General features: G+C 45.5%; 19 protein-coding genes and 1 riboswitch. Of the genes, 12 read left to right on the forward strand and 7 right to left on the reverse strand.

Annotation, left to right across the window (positions count from 1 at the left end; all coding sequences use genetic code 11):
* Positions 1 to 237: 237 nt before the first annotated feature.
* Positions 238 to 705, reverse strand: a complete 468-nt coding sequence (locus AACV78_RS06755; protein WP_194011988.1) for a hypothetical protein — start codon at positions 703 to 705, stop codon at positions 238 to 240.
* Positions 706 to 1,039: 334 nt separating this feature from the next.
* A riboswitch (cobalamin riboswitch) is annotated at positions 1,040 to 1,184 on the forward strand.
* Positions 1,185 to 1,484: 300 nt separating this feature from the next.
* On the opposite strand from AACV78_RS06755, the gene AACV78_RS06760 reads away from it, so the two are divergent.
* The 5 genes from AACV78_RS06760 (at position 1,485) to AACV78_RS06780 (ending at position 4,753) form a co-directional block, all read left to right on the forward strand.
* On the forward strand, positions 1,485 to 1,667 hold the full coding sequence (locus AACV78_RS06760) for a hypothetical protein (RefSeq protein ID WP_194011989.1): 183 nt from the start codon (positions 1,485 to 1,487) through the stop codon (positions 1,665 to 1,667).
* Positions 1,657 to 2,112 carry a hypothetical protein gene (locus tag AACV78_RS06765; protein ID WP_194011990.1) on the forward strand — a complete coding sequence of 152 codons (456 nt, stop codon included), beginning with the start codon at positions 1,657 to 1,659 and terminating at the stop codon, positions 2,110 to 2,112. The genes AACV78_RS06760 and AACV78_RS06765 overlap by 11 nt, the downstream gene beginning before the upstream one ends.
* A gap of 174 nt (positions 2,113 to 2,286) precedes the next feature.
* Complete coding sequence (locus tag AACV78_RS06770; RefSeq protein ID WP_339383506.1) at positions 2,287 to 3,351, forward strand: fatty acid desaturase; 1,065 nt, start codon at positions 2,287 to 2,289, stop codon at positions 3,349 to 3,351.
* Between the two features lie 272 nt (positions 3,352 to 3,623).
* A complete protein-coding gene (locus AACV78_RS06775; RefSeq protein WP_194011992.1) occupies positions 3,624 to 4,403 on the forward strand; it encodes an SAM-dependent methyltransferase in 780 nt (259 codons plus the stop codon).
* A gap of 14 nt (positions 4,404 to 4,417) precedes the next feature.
* On the forward strand, positions 4,418 to 4,753 hold the full coding sequence (locus AACV78_RS06780; RefSeq protein ID WP_194011993.1) for a cupin domain-containing protein: 336 nt from the start codon (positions 4,418 to 4,420) through the stop codon (positions 4,751 to 4,753).
* 288 nt (positions 4,754 to 5,041) lie between these two features.
* Here AACV78_RS06780 and AACV78_RS06785 read toward each other — a convergent pair whose 3' ends face one another.
* Positions 5,042 to 5,743 carry a Crp/Fnr family transcriptional regulator gene (locus AACV78_RS06785; RefSeq protein ID WP_194011994.1) on the reverse strand — a complete coding sequence of 234 codons (702 nt, stop codon included), beginning with the start codon at positions 5,741 to 5,743 and terminating at the stop codon, positions 5,042 to 5,044.
* A gap of 41 nt (positions 5,744 to 5,784) precedes the next feature.
* Here AACV78_RS06785 and AACV78_RS06790 point away from each other — a divergent pair, with 41 nt between their 5' ends.
* From AACV78_RS06790 to AACV78_RS06810, 5 genes are all read left to right on the forward strand, one after another.
* Positions 5,785 to 6,303, forward strand: a complete 519-nt coding sequence (locus tag AACV78_RS06790) for a CdiA C-terminal domain-containing protein (RefSeq protein WP_194011995.1) — start codon at positions 5,785 to 5,787, stop codon at positions 6,301 to 6,303.
* Positions 6,278 to 7,309, forward strand: a complete 1,032-nt coding sequence (locus AACV78_RS06795) for a thiazole synthase (protein ID WP_194011996.1) — start codon at positions 6,278 to 6,280, stop codon at positions 7,307 to 7,309. The genes AACV78_RS06790 and AACV78_RS06795 overlap by 26 nt, the downstream gene beginning before the upstream one ends.
* Before the next feature lie 205 nt (positions 7,310 to 7,514).
* Positions 7,515 to 7,682 (forward strand): photosystem II assembly protein Psb34, encoded by a 168-nt coding sequence (gene psb34 / locus AACV78_RS06800; protein WP_194011997.1) that lies wholly within the window; start codon positions 7,515 to 7,517, stop codon positions 7,680 to 7,682.
* Positions 7,683 to 8,216: 534 nt separating this feature from the next.
* Positions 8,217 to 10,409 carry a tetratricopeptide repeat protein gene (locus AACV78_RS06805; protein WP_194011998.1) on the forward strand — a complete coding sequence of 731 codons (2,193 nt, stop codon included), beginning with the start codon at positions 8,217 to 8,219 and terminating at the stop codon, positions 10,407 to 10,409.
* Positions 10,410 to 10,514: 105 nt separating this feature from the next.
* Positions 10,515 to 11,207: a response regulator transcription factor gene (locus AACV78_RS06810; protein ID WP_194011999.1), complete on the forward strand. Its 693-nt coding sequence runs from the start codon at positions 10,515 to 10,517 to the stop codon at positions 11,205 to 11,207.
* Between the two features lie 119 nt (positions 11,208 to 11,326).
* Here AACV78_RS06810 and AACV78_RS06815 read toward each other — a convergent pair whose 3' ends face one another.
* The 4 genes from AACV78_RS06815 to AACV78_RS06830 all read right to left on the reverse strand — a co-directional run bounded on the left by AACV78_RS06815 (position 11,327) and on the right by AACV78_RS06830 (position 13,629).
* Positions 11,327 to 11,557 (reverse strand): hypothetical protein, encoded by a 231-nt coding sequence (locus AACV78_RS06815; RefSeq protein ID WP_228042630.1) that lies wholly within the window; start codon positions 11,555 to 11,557, stop codon positions 11,327 to 11,329.
* A 7-nt stretch (positions 11,558 to 11,564) separates the two neighbouring features.
* Complete coding sequence (locus AACV78_RS06820; RefSeq protein ID WP_228042631.1) at positions 11,565 to 11,825, reverse strand: FAD-dependent oxidoreductase; 261 nt, start codon at positions 11,823 to 11,825, stop codon at positions 11,565 to 11,567.
* Between the two features lie 303 nt (positions 11,826 to 12,128).
* Complete coding sequence (locus tag AACV78_RS06825; RefSeq protein WP_194012004.1) at positions 12,129 to 12,386, reverse strand: DUF2811 domain-containing protein; 258 nt, start codon at positions 12,384 to 12,386, stop codon at positions 12,129 to 12,131.
* Positions 12,387 to 12,969: 583 nt separating this feature from the next.
* The gene (locus AACV78_RS06830) at positions 12,970 to 13,629 is read right to left on the reverse strand and encodes a class I SAM-dependent methyltransferase (protein ID WP_194012000.1); all 660 of its coding nucleotides are present in this window, start codon (positions 13,627 to 13,629) and stop codon (positions 12,970 to 12,972) included.
* 20 nt (positions 13,630 to 13,649) lie between these two features.
* Here AACV78_RS06830 and AACV78_RS06835 point away from each other — a divergent pair, with 20 nt between their 5' ends.
* Positions 13,650 to 14,099, forward strand: coding sequence for a hypothetical protein (locus tag AACV78_RS06835; RefSeq protein WP_194012001.1), 450 nt, complete (start codon positions 13,650 to 13,652; stop codon positions 14,097 to 14,099).
* Positions 14,100 to 14,317: 218 nt separating this feature from the next.
* Positions 14,318 to 16,369: a sensor histidine kinase gene (locus tag AACV78_RS06840; protein WP_194012002.1), complete on the forward strand. Its 2,052-nt coding sequence runs from the start codon at positions 14,318 to 14,320 to the stop codon at positions 16,367 to 16,369.
* 114 nt (positions 16,370 to 16,483) lie between these two features.
* On the opposite strand, the gene AACV78_RS06845 is transcribed toward AACV78_RS06840, so the two are convergent.
* Complete coding sequence (locus AACV78_RS06845) at positions 16,484 to 17,584, reverse strand: Gfo/Idh/MocA family protein (RefSeq protein WP_194012003.1); 1,101 nt, start codon at positions 17,582 to 17,584, stop codon at positions 16,484 to 16,486.
* Between the last annotated feature and the right edge of the window lie 289 nt (positions 17,585 to 17,873).

Below are 17,873 nucleotides of genomic sequence, written 5' to 3' on the forward strand. Positions count from 1 at the left end.
ACTTTATCTATAGCACATATGAAAGAAAAATGGTATAAGTGTGTAATATCAAATTCGGTTGTATCAGAATGATAACTAATAGGTGGTAAGATCCAATGAACCGCGAAGACGCTAAAAACGCGAAGTCAGAGAAATCAGAAGATGTACGTCTTTTTTACGCGCTATCAGAGTCTTCGCGGTTTAATCGTTCCGATGCTACCAAATTTGATATAAAACCATTTTTTAGTAAGTCCTGAATTAGTTCAATTCCGGTTTTTTGGGTAGGTTCAATTCCCTGCATTTAAGCGCAGCCAAATCGTAAGCATTTTGGTAATCTTTACCGCCTAACATGACATCGCCGTAATATTCATAGGGTTGATTTCCGTAAACCGGTAGCGGGTCATCTTCTGGATAATCTTCTTTTGATTCATCTAAAATTGCTTTGAGCTTCTTAACGCTCCATCGCTGGGCTGGGAAGTAATGAATGTCTTGAGCGCTGAAGCCGAGATGCGGAAAAGTTGGGTCAACAATTCGCTCGTTGAGTTCAATCCAGCTATACTCGATGGGTTTGTAAGGTGATCCGGGTGCAGCTAAAAATCCTTGGACGTAAACTGCGCCTTCGGTGGTTAATGCTGCTTTGGAAGCGTTATCAAAGCAGTTTTTGCGGTTGCTTTTGATGCGAGTGGCGATTTCTATAGAAAGCGTCTCATCTAATAGTTCGGTCATAATCCCTTGTAGTTACGTGCGACTAAATTGTAGCAAGTCAGAGCTCCGAACACAAAGAACGATCGCGAGCATCTCAGTTTTGCAAAAAGCATTTTTTTATTGAGCGTGCGATCGCCTCTATCGCGTATTGTACAACTCGCGAACTCGCGACAGCTCGCACAAATTCAAAACTGAGATCGCCCCTATCGCCCTCCCAACGGATAAAAAGATGGGACTCGCCGAATGTTTGAGAGTGCGATCGAGTTACAGTTTTGCCCCTAAACAGTGGCGATTTGTGGCGCTGGTGGCACGTTTCACAGTTTTTTATGCAAACAAGTCAGAATTGTGATAAGGTGATGGATGTGCAAAAATCGGTTCCAACGAAAAGCAACCGTTGGAAGAAACGGGGAAAGTCCGGCGTAAATCCGGCGCTGTCCCGCAACTGTGATGAGATTATAGAGTCTCTCAGTCAGAAGGCCCGCCGATCGCAAACCTGTTCTTTTTCGTCTACGAGGCATAGATGATGGTTTATTCAGCTTTCTCAAAATTGATCTATTATGGCGATCGATCTATTGACTTAGAACGATATTAATTGAATTTCACCGATCCCTGATAGATTTTAGTCGGTAATAGTTTCTGCGTAACTGTGAATAAAAGGCGATCGTCCATCGCTAACTATTTCCGTGTAGTCTGTCGTTACTCTACGGTAAAATCATCATACTTTGTAACTGTTTGAACTCAGCCTCAGTATATTTTTGCTGTCAATTTTCACAAATTTAATCATTGAAGTAAGTGGAGTTATGACGATTATAGCTGAGACATTGAGATATCCTCAGATTGGTAAAAACCTGGAAGTTAAGAAAGCCCTGGAAGCATTTGCGAGTGGGAAATTAGAGACAGATGCTTTATTTCAGACTTTTCCCTCGCTGAAAATTCTGGTGAAATATGCTAAAGTGCTGGGGGATCGAACCAATGCGAGTTGAAGATAACAAGCGACAAGGTAGCTTTGGTTATTGGCAGAATCAGTTCATCCACCAAAATATGCTGACAATTGGATACACAGCTTGGAATGGATTTTTAACCGTTGGTCGAGGTATGGCAGTTTGTGATGTCGATCTACCTGTCAATGCACCTGTAAATTGGCAGACTGATACAATTCCGCATTACTTGCAATTCATTACTGAATTATCAGTAACAGACTATCTACGACGACTCGAATTAGAGCCATCCGCAATTTCAAATTTGCTTCAAATCATTGCCACCTACAATCCCACCCAAGAAATTATTATCCTACTAACAGGTGACGGTCAAATAGAAATCGATTTGCTGCAACGGTTGGCGATTTCTCCGGTTGATTGTTATGACCAACTACGTCAGCGTTGGGGTGAATTTCAACTGTACGATACAAGCCAAATGAGAAGACAATGAACTCAATACGATCGGTAGGTTTATTAAATATGGGTTGAAAGCAAACTGCCATCAACTTATTTTCACAATGGCAAAATATCCACATTATAATTGTCAGATTTGCACTTATCCACACTACAAACACACTCAATGAAAAGCGCGATCAAAAAGTCGGATTTTGTGCTATATCCTTACATGAAGAGCAACAACTTCAAAGCTACTTGGCAAATCTTCAATACAGTAATTCCCTATACATTTTTATGGTTTTTAGCATTTAAAGCTGCTGCAATTTCTGTATGGCTTCTACCACCGATAATCGTATTAATGACACTTTTTTCGGGCCGTTGTTTCTCTTTGATGCACGACTGCGGACACTATTCTCTGTTTAGTTCCAAAAAAGTCAATCGCACCGTGGGTTTTCTGCTAGGTATCATCAATGCAATTCCTCAGTACCCCTGGTCGAGGGGACACGCTTATCACCACAAACACAATGGTAATTGGGATATGTACCGAGGCCCTTCGGCGTTGATATCCACCGAACAATTTGCGGCGCTAAGTCCATTTGGTCAAAAGATGTATCAGTTACTCAGACATCCATTGATGCTGTTTCCTGGTGGTTTTTTCTATCTAATTATTAAGCCCAGATTAGCGCTGATCTTGGGAATTAGTGGTTTTATAGGACATATGTTTGCTTGTCTCAATAAAGATTTTGGTATGGGTTTATCTGCAATCATTGCTTCTTATAAATCCAAACATTGGTATACTACGGCTGAATTTTGGGATTTACTATTCAACAATATTTGTGTGGTTGGTAGCTGGATTTATCTCGGCAACTTACTTGGGGTTGGCTTTTTCTGGAGTGTTTACTCAATTGTCATGACCTGTTCGGCAGCGATATTTATCTGTATTTTCTTTGTCCAGCATAATTTTGAGGGTTCCTATGCTCATAAAACAGAGGGTTGGGACTATCTTATGGGCGCGATTGAAGGCAGTAGTTACCTAAAATTACCAACTATTCTCAACTGGTTTTCGGCTGATATTGCTTACCACAATATTCATCATCTGTCTGAGCGTATCCCCAATTACAATCTTCGGGCGTGTCACAATGCTAATATTCACCTGCTTGGTAATTCCAGAATTCTGACAATTCGGGAGATACCTGATTGTTTCAAGTTCATTCTTTGGGATGCTGATTCCGATAGTCTGCAATCGATCGCATTATTCAAACAAGAAAATCTCTTCAGCCCTGTAGCTAATTAAAATCGGATCGCAATGAATTTGGGGGCTGGTTTATTGCCCAAATCCTAGGATTAGCGGTGCAGTTAGTGAGAGCAATTTCAACTGGGACTTTCCTAATTAATTAGGTGAGTTCCCGCTATTTTAGGGTGCGTCAGCCTCTCGAAATCTTTGGGATAATTCTCAAAAATCAGGAGGCTGACGCACCCTACTATAATTTGAATATGAGTTAGCTCATAGACAGATTTGGGAGAATCTGGCAAGCTGAGGGTAAGCTTAAATAGGAGTTCAAGTCAATGACCGATACTACTCTCAATTTTAAGACTGCGCCGGGCCATGTAGTGCTGGCTGCGGCTGGTAAGACAATGCTGAGACCGGGGGGAAAAGCTGCTACAGAAATGTTATTAGAATTGGCGGATTTTAAACCTGGGGATACTGTTTTGGAGTTGGCGGCGAGTTTTGGATATAGCTCGATCGCCCTTGCAGAACGTTTTGGTGTAAAAGTAGTGGGAGTTGAAAAAAATCCCGACAGTGTGGCGCGCGCACGTGCTAACGTTGCAGCAGCGGGTTTGAGCGATCGAGTGGAAATTGTCGAAGGAGATATTTTGCACTTGGATCGGATTACCCAAGAGTTTGATTGGGTGTTGGCTGAAGCTATCCTGACGATGCAGTCGCCGTCGGGGAAAGCAAAGATTTTATCAGGAATTGGCGCTCGGCTAAAACCGGGTGGCAAGTTTCTCTCTCACGAACTTTTAGCCAAAAACCGAGAATCAGAAATTCACAAAGCTTTATCGGAAGTGATTCGAGTTAATTCAACACCTTTGTCTGAGTCAGGCTGGATTACTCTTTGTCAAAACGCGGGTTTGCAAGTAGAAAAGTATCAAACCGGGGGGATGGGACTTCTTAACTTGCGGCGAATGCTTAATGACGAAGGCTTTGTGGGTACTGTGCGGATTGTGTGGAATGTTTTAAGCCGATCGCAAATTCGCGATCGCATCTTAGCAATGCGTCGAGTTTTCCAGAAGTACCAACAGGATTTAGGCTACATCATCATCTGTGCTCAAAAACAATCTTAACAAAGTAAAAAGTTATGACTGCTACCATTTTACCGCTACAATCTTCATCAATCCAACTGAGAGACACAATCGAATATCCCGCCACCGGAGTGCTGACTAAAATTTTAGTCAAAGACAATAATTGTCAGCATACTTTACTTTGTTTGGCAGCAGGTTCAGACATTTCAGAACACCATTCAGCGCGGAATGCCACAATAAATGTAGTGGCAGGAAAAGGAGTTTTGACCCTCGAAGGTAAGGATATAGTGTTGGAACCGGGAGTATTTGTATTCATGCCCGCACGAGCGCCCCACGCTTTGAAAGCTGAAGAAAATCTAGCGTTTGTTTTGACATTTTCCGAAACCCACTAATACCAACATCAAATTTTGATGTATATCAAAACGTTCGCAGTCAGGACGACCGTCCGCAAAAAACCGAAAAATCCAATTCCTGACTATAGCGGTTCTCAAGCGTGGTGAGGATAGCCCAATCCCTCCGCAACGCTAGAGCCCAATGACCTGTTTGCCCAATGCCCAATCCCTCCGCAACGCTAGAGCCCAATGACCTGTTTGCCCAATGCCCAATCCCTCCGCAACGCTAGAGCCCAATGCCCAATCCCAGATAGTACCTCATCTTTCTGAAAAAGGCTGTACAAACCTTTAATCTATTTCATCTCCAGAGGCAATATCCTCCAATTTCTGCCAATCTAAAACAGTAATTTTACCGCCTCTACTGTAGGATACAAACGGCTTAAGTTTCTTAAACAACCGCACGCATTCTTCATAGGTGATGCCAATGCTGCGAGCAATTTGATAGTAGGGCAAACGTTTTTTTAAACATACACTATTATCTACAATATTCGTACCTTGCTCGACGCTAAAGTAATGAATGAATCGGGCCAGCCGCACGATCGCCCTTTCCGACACCAAACCGTGCACAGTCTCGTGTAGTTGCTGCAACCGCTGGTTAAAAACCGCCAATATTCGCAAAGCAATCTCAGGATTTTGCCGAATTGCTGCTAGCAAAAATTCCCGTTCTGTGGTAAGAACTTGCACATCAGTTTCAGCAGTCACCGTTGCCGGCGCAATCCCGTTACCCAGCAAAGCAGGTGCAGCAAAAATATCTCCCTGAAATAAAGTGCGGAGAATAGTTTCTTTGCCCGCCACCGCTGTTTTTGTCACCCGCAGAGAACCGCTCAAAAGCGTGTATAATTTTTCCGGGATGCGATCGCCCTCATACATCACAACTTCTCCCTGTTGGTAAGTCCGAATTGCTGTATGTTCTTGCAATTGCTCTAAATCAGTTCGGTTTAAGCTGGCAAATATCCCAATTTCGACCAGTTGCTCGACAGTTGCTTTCATACATTTAACTTGAGCCGGAGTCCATTCAGAGTATCATAGCGGTGAATTCAGAATATATCGAGGCTAGCAGAGCCATCTACAAAAATGCAGAACCCGAATATCAGCGATATTATTTTGATGAGATAGCTGGGGGATTTGTCCTCATCCACCAACAACACAATCTTAATAATTCGGAAATATTTGTTGCTGAAGTTTTGGCTAAAATAGGCAATAGAGTCAGAATGCTGAGCGAGCAAGCAGCAGAGGGTGTGAGAACGCCAGATGCTGAGATAGACGGTCAAATTTGCGAATTTAAGGAGTTGACAGAACAGACCCAAAACATCAGAGACAGAGTGCAAGAAGGCATCAGTAGAGCAAAAAAGCAAGGTGCAGCAACCGTTATTTTTCACATCAACCGAGAAAATTACGATGTCTGGAAAATCAACGCTGGCATCAAACAAGCTCTGTTTTGGGATACCGAAAAGCAAATTCAAAAAATATTTTTTGTTGTTAACAGCGAACAGATTCAAATCATTACAAGGGAAGAGTGGAAAAATGGAAGATCATTTCAACGAATTTAAAGAAATCGTAGCGCGTGGATTGAATAATAATATGCCACGAGATGCTAAATTAATTAGTTTAGGGCAAATTTTATCTGCTGTTACCCACGACGATCTAACTATTGAAGAAGGTTGGCAGCTAGAAGCAATGCTGGGCGGCAGAGAACAATGGGAAGAGGCACTTGAGTACAGCATTTTTGGCTATCCAGTAGATACCGCAACGCCATCTTTAGATAAACCTCTGGTGATTGCCGGTAAAACTTTTCATTCTCGCTTGATGACGGGGACTGGAAAATATCGCAGCATTGCCGAAATGCAGCAAAGTGTCAATGCTAGCAGGTGCGAAATTGTGACTGTAGCGGTGCGGCGGGTGCAGACAAATGCTCCCGGTCATGAAGGATTGGCAGAGGCTCTGGATTGGACTAAAATTTGGATGCTGCCCAATACTGCTGGTTGCCAAACTGCAGATGAGGCGATTAGAGTGGCTCGTTTGGGCCGGGAAATGGCGAAGCTTTTGGGACAGGAAGATAATAATTTTGTCAAGTTAGAAGTGATTCCCGATGCTAAATATTTGCTGCCAGATCCGATCGGCACTTTGGAAGCAGCAGAAAAATTAGTCAAAGAAGGTTTTGCCGTTTTGCCTTACATCAATGCCGATCCGCTACTAGCAAAACGCCTCGAAGAAGTCGGTTGTGCGACGGTGATGCCTTTAGCTTCGCCCATCGGTTCCGGGCAAGGGATCAATAATGCCGCCAACATTCAAATCATTATTGACACGGTAAAAGTTCCTGTGGTTGTGGATGCGGGGATCGGAACCCCCAGCGAAGCTGCTAGAGCAATGGAAATGGGCGCTGACGCACTGCTGATTAATTCGGCGATCGCCAATGCCCAAAATTCTCCAGCAATGGCAAAAGCAATGGGAATGGCGGCAGAAGCCGGACGGATCGCCTACTTAGCAGGAAGAATGCCAGTCAAAGATTACGCGATCGCCTCTTCTCCAGAAACAGGTACTGTCAGCTCAAAATAATGTCCGATCGATCGAACTCAGGTTCGTAGTGCCGAATGCGAGTCCATTCTTAAGCAGCAGACTCGTATTCCGCACTACGAACCATTTTTGTTAAAGTAATATGCCCGACATCACCTCAAAATAAATTCCTAAACTTAAGAGTGATACTTTGATAGCGTTTTTTTGGTAAAGTGAGGACAATCAAAAATATAGAGGATTGTTGTCAATGCCTTACACTACCGAAGAAGACGGACGCTTGAACAATTTTGCCAAAGAGCCGAAAATGTACGGTGCCCAACCTCCCAACCAAAACCAACAGCGGAACTATATCATCTTGGGTATTGCAGGAGCGCTGTTAGTGGCAGGTTTGGTTTTTGTGGCGGCTTCCGTCTAAAAAACAGGGTTCAGAATCAAGGCTGCTTCAAATTGCAATTTTAAATAATCCTTCAACCAACCATGTTTCCCAACCAAGGTCAACATGGTTTTTGTGTTTCAACAAACAGCAGGTAGTTGCGATAGTCCTGAACAGTGCCGATAAAGCTGGAAAACTAAATAGCACCAGTGGAAAGCTTGTGCTTTTTTCTTTCTGCGATCGGGTTCTGGGACTTGGGCTGCAATCGATCGGACGCAATCGTCACCACCTGAAAATTGTTAATCTAAAATCCCAAATCTCAAATCTAAAACCGCCAGACTGCCGAACAGAAAGGTGTTGCGAGTTATCAGCTTTCGGCGATTTTAACTCTCAACTCTAAAATCTACAATCGAAAATCCCAAGTCTAAAATCTACAATCTAAAATCGCCAGACTGCCAAACAGGAAGGTGTTGCGAGTTATGAGCTTTTCGCGATTTTAACTCTCAACTCTAAAATCTACAATCAAAAATCCCAATCTAAAATCTAAAATCTAAAATCTAAAATCGCCAGACTGTGATGTCTACTCCTTCCCAAAAAGTTTCTAGCTCGAACAAGCAGATATACCAACGCTTGAAACAGGCGATCGACCTCAACTTACGCCGTCAAATTTTTATTGCCGCCTGCGACGACTTGTGCTTGCGGGACTGTCTGGCAGCTCGCTTGCAGGCAGAATTAACCGCAGAAAGCGCAGGCTCCCATCCTCGCTCCCCGATCGACTATCCCCGATTTGTCAGTTTGGAACTCGACTTGAACGATCCCAATCCTTGGGGCTCGCTAGCCGCGTGGCTGACCAAACACCCACCGCCCCAAAACAGGGGCATCTACAGCCCTTTGCCGGGATTTCAAATTCTGGGGGCAGAACACCTGACCAGGCATTCAGCAGCCGTGCAGTGGTCGTTCCTGAGCTATTTGAGGGACATCGAAGCACACCTACAAATGTGCGAGTCTACTTTGTTGCTGTGGGTGTCGCGCCCCTGGCTGAGTTCGATCGAGCAATCGGCCCCAGAATTTTGGCAGTGGCGAACCGGAGTATTTGAGTTTGAAGGCGAACCGACTCCAGCCAAGCAAGACTTCGGCCGCTCCGAGGACTTCGGGAACTCCGAAAACTTGGGCAACTTGCGGGACAACGGAGACTCCGCCGACCAACTTTTAAGATCGCAAGAGTCCGAACAATCTTCAATTCCCGATTCCGCATCATTCCCAGCGCCAGATGCTAAATCTGTCGAACTGGCGGATTTGGTGCTAGCGACGGCCTCGGAGGATGAGTTGGAAGCAGAGGGTGATGCCGCATCGGAGGACAATTTTCTGCCGCTGCAAACCTTGCAATACATCGAATTGCTGCAAGAACATCAGTGCTGTTCCGAAGCCTTGGCTTTGGCTTATCACAGTTTGGGGAATTACTACCGCGATCGGATTCTGGGCGGAGAGTCTTCGCCACAAAACTTGACAATCGCCATTCGCGCGATCGAGCAAGTGATTGCATACCTCGAACTCGACGCGGGCTCGCAGCAAAATCAACCACCAACTGAGGAATGCGCGCGGCTGATCGCCCAATTGACACAAAATTTAACTCAATACGCCGAGGAGTCCAACAGCTTACCGCCGATGGACGATTTGATCAACGATCTCGGCACTTTTTACTGGATGCTGTCGCGCGATCGCACCGAGGGTGTGGAAGTCCCCGATCCGGTATCCTGCCTCGAACGCAGCATCGCCCTCTACATTGAAGGTTTGAACCGCACAGATGCCGAGAGCACACCTCAAACCCGTGTCAGATTAAACAAAAATTTGGGCATCGCCTTAGCAGATTTAGCCCGCTATCAAGACAAGACGCAGAACTTGCAGCAAGCAGTTGCAGCTTACCAACAAGCGCTGCTGGATCTAGACCCCGCGACGGAACCCCAGCAGTGCGCTGCGGCTCAGAATAATTTGGCGACAGCATACTGGCATTTAGCCCAAGACGGTGAACCCATCGTCTATCTCAAAAGCGCGATCGCAGCTTACACCCAAGCCCTCTCCTGCTACAGTCCAGAACGAGAACCCCTCAACTATGCCGGAGTCCAAAACAACCTCGGTACCGCCTGCTGGAACCTCGCCCAGCACGAACCCTCAGAACTTTTATTAGTCAGGGCGATTGAGGCCTACCGCGAAGCCTTGAAATACCGCACCCGAGAATTGGTACCAGCAGCCGCAGCCGCCACCTACAACAATCTGGCTACGGCTTACTGGCATTTGGCGAACCAGTTCCAGCAGAAACAAGCCCGCATCGATTCATTGCAGCAGGCGATTACCGCCTACGAAGCCGCCTTGGATATCGCCCGAAAACTCGATCGATCCCAACTCACCTTTGACACTCTTGCCGCCCGCAACAATCTCGGACTAGCCCACTATCAACTAGCCACAGCCCCAGATTTGGCCCTCAACAAAGCCGCACAAACCAGCCATTTAGATGCAGCACTGCACCACCTGTTGCAAGTGTGTGCCGAATGGGGACAGCATCTTAACGACAAAGGGTTAATATATGGAGATAAACTCAACCTGCAACCCCCAGCCAATTCCCAAGCCGCTGATGATTGCCGGCAAACAGCATTAAGCTATATTGTTAAAACGATTCGAGCTTTCTATAGCGAATGTGGGCTTGCCGGCCAAAATTTAGCCTTATCCAAAGTTCCCGGAGATTTATTGCCAGAAATTTTGCGTAGGTTATAAATACGGCTATAACTCTTAAAAGCTCAATTTTTTCTAGATTTGTATCCAGTTTTCTATTATTATGGCTGAATATTCTTACCTAATTCTTCAATTAAAGTTGTGGTCATGGCCCCTGTAAAAATCCTTGTGGTTGATGACGACCCGGCAATCCGAAATTTAATTTACCGTTTTTTAAGCCAGCAAGGTTATCAAGTTGAGTCTGGCGAGGACGGTCAGACTGGTATGGAATTATTTGAGCAACTCAATCCTGACTTAGTAGTTCTAGATGTAAATTTACCTGATACTACTGGCTACAAACTATGTCAAGAAATGCAAAGACGGACGGGCGTGTTTGTGTTGATGCTGACCAGCCGAAACGATGAAGCTGACAAAATGAAAGGGTTTGCCGAAGGTGCTGACGACTACATTACTAAACCTTTTAGTCTTGTGGAGATAGGAGCTCGCGTTGAAGCAATTTTGAGGCGCAAACGCACAGTTACTGCCACTGAGCAACAAAGTCTTACCTTTGGGGAGCTACTAATAGATCCAGTCCGCCGCGAAGTGATTCTCAACAATCAAATAGTGGCTTTGACTGCTTTAGAATTCGACTTGCTGTACTGTTTGGCCAGCAAACCCGGTCGCGTGTGGAGGCGATCGGAATTGCTGCAAGAAGTGTGGCACTACGAATATGTAGGAGCCGAGCGCGTGGTGGATGTCCATATCGGTCAAATTCGCCGCAAAATTGAGCCAGATACCAATCGAATTTCGATGATTCAAACTGTCCGGCGGGTGGGTTACAAGTTTGAACCCACAACCTAGCAACATTCGGCACAAAGCTCTAGGGGCGGGTGTACGAGTTCTAATTTCGCTGGTGTTCGATCGATCTACTCGTCATAAAAACGGTTCGTGCGTGCGGACTCGCATTCCGCACGCACGAACTAATCTGATTGCTGCAAATACTCGCCCACTTCTTGCGCCCGCTCAAAACCCCTGGGGATGCAATCTCCCAAAGCCACGCCTCCAAGGTAGTTGCTGCACAAATACGGCCCGGGCAAAGATTTTAAACCCTGCTGCGAAAGTCGAGTACCCATTGCCGACACAACAAACCCCAAAGCCCCCAACAGCGCCCGCAGTTTCCCCGGAAAACTCAGCAACTGAGACTGAATCATCGCCCGGTCATCGGCACCGGTTGCAGCTTATTTTTCCAACAAACATAACGCGGGGGCGATCGGCAAAAATCAACTCCTGCTTTAAGCCCACATCCACAGCCAACTTCATCAACTCCGCTGTCGGCGAAAAACTGTTCGGGCCCTCCTCCCAGAGAAACCCTTCCCCCGTAGCCGTTGTAATATTTCCGCCCACACGCCCCTGACTCTGGGCGACTAAAATCGCCCGCAGCGATGCACTCGCAGCTTTTTTCTCAAGTGCGTGCGCCAACTCAAACCGCTAATCCCCGCACCCACAATCAAAGTATCTAAAACTTCGATAGTTTACATATAAAAATATCGCAATCTTTGATGTTACACCGCTTTGCACGGCTTGGGTTCTTTGCTGGCCGTACTGCCAAACCCTTACAGATTACCGAATCGGGAATCGGGAATCGGGAATCGGGAATCGGTAAGCTGTCCCGCATTTTTCAACTCTCCCCGTCTCCCCATCTCCCCATCTCCCCATCTTTACCCTCCAAGCGACTTATCCGAATAACATAGCCGAAGCAAGCCGAATCGAGCCCTCTCTCTTTCACGAAGACGGAGTTACATTATTGCTGTGCAAGTCTTGAGGAGACTGAAACAGAGTTTCGAGATAAACTCTCGCAGCTTGGCGATAACTGCGCGAAGCTTCCGGCGTACCGCTATCGGCATTCTGCAACAAAAACAGCGACAGAGACGCCGAGAATACTCGGTCTAGATCCCATTCGGGGTGAGTTTCCAGATAAATTTTGAGAGAATCGTGCAGCGTTTCGGGAATTTCGGCAAAAATACTGACTGTCGGGTTCATCATTTTTTTAGTCTCGCTAATAAATTGAAAATAGAACCCCCCTTTCGGCTGGATACAGGTGCAGACACAGCCGAAATTAGAGCGCTTTTTTTTAGGTCGGTCGCATCATTGTGCGTATCAGGAGGCGGGTTTGTCAATGTTGCGAAATATTACAAACTCCTTTATGTAAAAAAAAGATTTACCACTAAATAAGCCTTTCAGGGCTTTTTTTGTTACATATCTTTATGTGTGGGAAGTTTTCTGAGGGATTTGGCAGCAGGTTAACAAAATCCCCAATTCCGCAGCAAGATCCGACCGTGCCGTTAATTTCTGTGGAAAACTTTTTCAAATCTGTGGAAAACCTCGGACTTGCCTGTGGAAACGCTGTGGAATGTTTAGGGAAAAGTCTGGGAAAAAATAAGAATTGCAAAGGGGATTAATTATTCATCGGTCATTGGTCACGGGTCATCGGTCATTGGTGTTTTCTTCCCGAAGGCCTTGGGGGCATCTGGGGCTTGATAAAAAGCATTGTCTTGTTGTGGTTAGAGCTAGCTCTTGCGTGTTTTATAGCAAAACACCAATGCTCCCACTCACCGACAAAAAATTATAATTCTTCAGGTTTTTCTGATGTTTTACTAGAACACAACATTGATTTCCAAAGATAGGGACACCGACCTGCGAATTTAAATTGAATATCGGTGTATCCTTCCTTGGTCAATAATTTGGTGAGGGTTTCTACTGAAAAGAATTTAATGTGACCGTTATCCCAAAGTACGGTAAAATGTTTGTCTAGTTTGCCTGTCACAGCTAAGGCTAGGTTTTTTAAATAGCCGTGATAGGGTGTGGAAAGAATTAGCCTTCCTCCTGGTTTGAGGCATTTTTGGGCATTTTTCGCCAGTTCTTTTGGATAAAGTAAGTGTTCGATTACTTCAACGGCTAAGACAATATCGAATGAGTGCACCATATTGGTATCGGGAAGCTCGTAAATATCGGCTTGGATAAACTGACAGTCGGGGAAACTTTGACTGGAGATGGCAATTCCGGGTGCAGAACTGTCAACGCCGACCACTTCGTAGCCGTGCTGTGCGATGACGTGACTGAGGCTGCCATTGCCGCAGCCGAGATCCAAAACTCGGAGTTTGGTCTGGCTGGCTTCCTGAAGTGTCGCCAGCATTTCTAGAAGGGGAGATATCAAATAAGTGTGATGATATCTGGGACGGTTGTTTGTGTAATAATACGTATAGTTGCTAGAGTTTTTTTTCATCGATTAAGTTATGGAGACTATTGCCGAGACTGCAAATTTACCGGACGCGGGTGTACTGTTTGGGTAAATGTTCGCCACCTGCTGGTTGTGAGAGTCGATCGGCAACTCGATCGTCTCATTCTTTTTGTTTGACAGGCGAATTGTTGTCACCGGCTCGATCGGATGTGCCAAAAAAAATTCACAGGGTGCAGAATCTCGAATCCCCGATTCGAGGCCGATCCCATCTCTGCTCCGGGAGCCCGTCGCCAGACGGCATTCGGAAACCAAAAGTGCGATCGATCCAGAATTCTCTCCATACACTAGCCGGAAACAAAACTTTTGGCCTATTAACTTCGGCCTGGCGAGCAGATCCGTGGGATTCTACCTTCAACCAACAGCGCTCTGTCAGCGATCGCGCTTTTTCTCGCCTGAAAGATTTTGCCTGGGCGATCGGGTGCAAGTCCATCGGAAAATTCAACAGGGAAGTGTGACTGAAATCACAGGCATCTGCCAAACAAATTGCTGAGCATCTTTAAGTGGGCACACTTAGTATCGACATTAATACAGTGGCTTCTATAATTGTGTTTAAATGTTGTTCTGAAGCTGTGTTGTCCCGTCAGCAGATTGCCCTAGGCAGATTCGCACTTTCAATCTGGCTTATTGCACTACGATCGCTGTTGAGCGTCGCACCTTAATTTAGAAATGTCCTATGGTTAAGCTAGGTCAGTCCTCCTTTCGCCGTATTTTACTGTCGCGGATTTTGTTGCTCAGCGTGCCTGTTCTACTGGTGGGGGAGTATGTTACCTATCGCAAGGCACGCTCGACGCTTCTGGAAACCGCTCGCCAAAACTTGACAGAAAGTGCAGGCAGAAAAGCCGAAACAATTGAACAGTGGGCGAAATCGCTGAAATCGAATCTAATCGGCGCTTCGGAAAATTCGATGCTGCAGTCTGTAGAGCCAAAGGATTATCAAAAGTTTATCGCGCAATTAGGGCAGCGGTTGCCAGTTCAGGTTGATTGCTTGCAATTGACTAATTTACAGACAAATCAAGTGATGGCGAGCACTTGCGGGCAACAGCCGATTCAGGCGCTACCTACCAATTTTTGGCCGCGAGTGCTGCAGCAGCAAACGCTGCAGGACGACAAAAACGTTTACATCAGTCTGTTGTGGCCGAATCAACAAAAGCCGAGAGCAAACGGCGACAAGATGACTTTGGGTGAGGAAGATTTTTCAGGTACGGGTAAAGAAGCCCGCGACAGCCGAGTCAGTTTGGTGTTGAGCGCTCCTGTTTACATTGGTCGCGGCAACAGCCGAAAGTTGAGTTATGCTTTGAGTTTGCAGTCGGCTCTGCCGGTGCAAACGAGCGCTCCCAAGGGTTCTCTAGCCGGCTATACGGTGGCGATCGACCAAGACGGGACAATTTTGGCGCACCCGAATATCAACCGCGTCGGCCGCAATATTGCCGCGGAGGCAGATGCCGATCGACTAAAAAGTATTGTCAGAAGGGCGATCGCCGGCGGACAAGCTTTTCTCCACCTATTTTCCTTTGAAAGAAATGGCGTAGAATTGCTAGCAGGATACGCTGCCATCCCCAGCCCTTTAACTAAAAAAGAGAACACTAAATGGATTATTTTAGCTGTCTCTCGCTTAGATTACGCTCTCTCAGGCTTAGAAGAAATTCAGCAAGTTTTATTTAACTTAATCATCGGTTTAGTTGCCGCTAGCATCGTCGCGACTTTATACCTGTCTCGCGACTTGGCGCGTCCCTTGGAACAACTGAGAGACTACGCGCTGACAGTGGATACAGAAGCGCCGCAGGCAGTGCCCCAAAATTTCCAAATTCGGGAATTCAATCAACTATCAGAAGCACTCAACAGCATGGTGGAGAGCCTGAGAGAATCGGCCAGAGAATCGGCAGTTGCAACCAAGGAAGCGCAAGTTGCCAATCAGTTGAAAAACGAATTTTTGGGCAATATTTCTCACGAACTGAGAACGCCGCTCAACGGGATTATTGGTTTTATTCAAATTGTGCGAGACGGCTACTGCGATGACCGAGATGAAGAAATGGAGTTTTTGCAGCGCGCCCACGACTCGTCAATGCAATTGCTGAATATTATTAATGATATTTTAGACATTGCTAAAATAGAATCCGGCACGTTCTCCCTGATGTTAGAAGTAGTTGATATTACTCAGGTACTTGAAGATGCAATTGATTTGCAAGCACTTCTAATTAAAGAAAAAGGTTTGAATTTAAGCTTGTCAGAACCTCACGATCCGATTATTGTTCATGCCGATCCAGAGAAGCTAAAACAGGTGTTTATACACGTTTTGAGCAATGCTGTTAAGTTTACTGAGTCGGGCAGTATTACTATATCTGTGCGGTTAGAATCGAGTAATCATTCAGGTGGTTTTAACGGTAGCGTAGCGGAAAGTGCGATCGGTAATAGTAGCAGTAAAAACGATTGGGTAGTGGTGACAATTAAAGATACCGGAATTGGTATCGATCCCGAACAGCAGCAAAAATTGTTTCAGCCTTTTGTGATGGCTGATGGTTCCACAACTCGCAGGTTTGGCGGTAACGGTTTGGGTTTGGCTATCTCCCGAAGAATAATGGAATCTATGATCGGCAGCATTACTCTGCAGAGCGCGGGTGTGGATCAAGGTACTTCGGTGATGATTTCTTTGCCTGTAAACCATCAGTCAAGTTTTTATTTTAACAGCCAGGATTTGGTAACAGAAAATGGAAATTTAAAAAATTAGGAGGTAGATCATTTCGGGTGAATACTATGAGGAATGACAATTCAAATGCTCGTTACGAGGCTCTGCCTCTTTCATCTAAAACTTGTTTGCTTGGGAAGTCGAAGAATCTAAAATCTAAAATGGTATCACGGGCTGTCCGCCGAGTTCCAAAGATTTGCTCAAAGCGCTGAGAATGCGGATTAATTCGACGGAAGCATCGCCGGAAGAGGTAGGACAAGGCGTATTTGTTTGCACGGAGGTGAGGAAGCGATCGCACACTCGCCGCAGCGGTTCTACTTGTTCTAAACTTAATATTTCGCGACTTGGGATGCTAGTAGTCAGCCCTGGGGCGATCGCACTTTCGCAAACATTATGCTCTTCGCCCCGCCGATTTGAACTACCCTGCTGCAAAATCAGCGGACTTTCCGGTGACATTTCATCAAAAATCAAAGTTCCCAAACTACCAACAACGGTTAAGCGCCGCTGTTTGTCGGGATTCAGCCAGCACAGATGAATAAGTGCTTGAAATCCGTCAGGATAGGTGAGCGTTACCCAAACTAAATCTGCTAATCCTTTTTGTTGATTGATTCCTTCTTCCGTCTTGCTTCTTCCTTCTTCCTTCTTCCCTCGGACCTCTTCCTTCGGAAATATAGTGCCGGTTGCTCTGACTTGAATAGGAGTTTGTTGGAGCCAAGTATTGAAAATAGCAATATCGTGAATGGCCAAATCCCAAAGGGCATCAACATCGTGCCGCACTGGTTCATAATGAGTACGCTGAGCGTAACCGTAGCGCAATTTTCCGAGTTGATGCTGTTGAATTATTCTTTGGCCGCGATCGACTGCGGGATGAAACAGATAAGTGTGGTCAACGAAGAGTTGCCGCTGCTGTTTTTCGGCTAATTGGCACAGTTTTATTGCTTCACTGAGATTGATGGCGAGGGGTTTTTCTACTAAGACGTGGTAGCCTTTTTGCAAGGCTGTGGCTGCGAGGGTGTAGTGTGTGGAAGCTGGAGTGGCGATCGCCACAGCATCCAGTCCCGGCAATTCTTGTACTTGCGACCAATCGGTAGCTAGAATCACCAACTCATTAAAATCAAACTGTTTTTGGACAGCCATCAATGAATCTCGATTTGGATCTACCACCGCTAAAACTTGACTGTTGGGATGTTCGATAAAGTTGCGAATGAGATTAACTCCCCAGCGGCCCGCACCCAATACAGCTATTCCGATTTTCATTAATAATAAATTTTAAAAATCGCACAGCAATTATAGCATAATTTATAATTTATTTGGTGTTATTTAATAGTAAAAATTCCACTGCCCAATGAATACTAACTACTAACTAATGACTGCTGACTAAGGACTAATGACTGCTGACTACTGACTACTAAATTAGGGTAATACCATTTTTCTGACCTATGTGCTATGGATGAACTCTTAGCCCCCCCGAAATCGCGGGGGGGTTGGGGGGGGTAATATCTAACGCTACTTTATGAAATTGGTATAATACCATTTTTCTTTCATA

This window comes from Tychonema sp. LEGE 07196, assembly GCF_963890365.1.
In the GTDB taxonomy this organism is placed as follows: Bacteria; Cyanobacteriota; Cyanobacteriia; order Cyanobacteriales; family Microcoleaceae; genus Microcoleus.